This window comes from Nitratidesulfovibrio liaohensis (genome assembly GCF_011682075.1).
GTDB lineage: Bacteria > Desulfobacterota > Desulfovibrionia > Desulfovibrionales > Desulfovibrionaceae > Cupidesulfovibrio > Cupidesulfovibrio liaohensis.
On record NZ_VSMK01000579.1, the window covers coordinates 1 to 1283 of the forward strand.

Sequence of the window (1283 nt, forward strand, 5' to 3'; positions counted from 1 at the left end):
ATGCGCCGCCGGGCCGTGGCCGGGCGGACGCCGCGCTGGCGGCGCGGAAGGGCCGATGCGGCCCGTTCCCTCAAGCACGTATTTTACACAGTTTCGTGCAAGAGCACCAGTCGCAATGTTTACCGTCGCGCGGCAGCAGCAACGGCGCTTCGGCCATGTGCCGCAACAGGAAGGAGAGCAGGGCGGGAATGCGGGTGGTGATGGCCGCATCGCGGGTTTCATCGTCGGTGCCTTCGCCGAACAGGGGCAGTTCCTGCCCGGCGTCGCGCAGGATGACCCAGGCGGCGTCGTGCACGTCGCGCCCGGAATGCTGGCCGTACATGTGGACGTAGGCGGGCAACTGCACGCCGTGCAGGGCACCGGCCACGTCGGCCAGCAGGCCGGGGTCGCGGTCCGGGGTCCACACCTCGATGCGTTCCCACAGCGCGTCGTCGGACCACGCGGACGGCTTCCATTCCACCTTGCCGGTCTTGTAGTCCAGGATCACCGCGCCTTCACCGTCTTCGAATCCGCGCAGGTCCACCCGGTCCACCCGGCCGTGCAGGCGGCGCACCCGGCGGCCCGCGCTGCCCGGCACGTCGATGGTTGCCTCCACCGGTTCCTCCAGTTCCAGCACGGTGAACCGTTCCGGCTGGCGGGACAGGTAACGGCCAAGGCGTTCCGGCCCGGCCACCTCCAGCATCAGCAGGGCGTCTGGCGGCAACTGGGCGGAAAGGCCCGAGGCGCCCAGCCGTTGCAGGAACAGCCGGGTAAGGTGTTCGGCGGAAAGTTCGTCGCGGCGCACCTCGCGCCCCTTGTGGGGCAGGTGAAAGTCCAGCAGCACCTTGTGCAGCAGATCGCCCACGGCAATGGGGTCGTCGCCTTCGTTCACCTCGTCCGGCGGGGCCAGCCCGGCCAGCCGTTCGTGAAAGAAGCGCATCGGGCAGGTCAGCCATGCGTCGAGGGTGGACGGCGACACGGGCGCGTCCAGCAGCCTTTCCAGCGCATCATTGATGGCGGTTGTGCGTTCGATGGGGCGCGGCGCGGAACGGAACGGACGCACCGTGCACGCGGCGGCATGCAGCGGGGGCTGCCCGGGTGAGAGCAGGCCGCCGCGCGCCCGTTCTTCGCGCCACAGCAGTTCTTCCACAAAGCGGCTGCGGATCTTCTTTTCGTCCAGCAGGCCGCTGCGGTCCACGCCGGTCTGGTAGCACAGCACGGCCTGTTCCGCACCGGCCAGCAGGCGGTGGAAGTTGTGCGCGGCCACCCGCTCGCGGCGGCGCGAATCGGGCAGCCCGGCCATG

1 protein-coding gene is annotated in these 1283 nt (G+C 69.8%); it reads right to left on the minus strand.

The features are described 5' to 3' along the window. Nucleotides 1–70: 70 nt before the first annotated feature. Nucleotides 71–1283: PD-(D/E)XK nuclease family protein (locus tag FVW27_RS16210; protein ID WP_167127094.1), on the minus strand; the 1213-nt coding region annotated here is incomplete at its 5' end.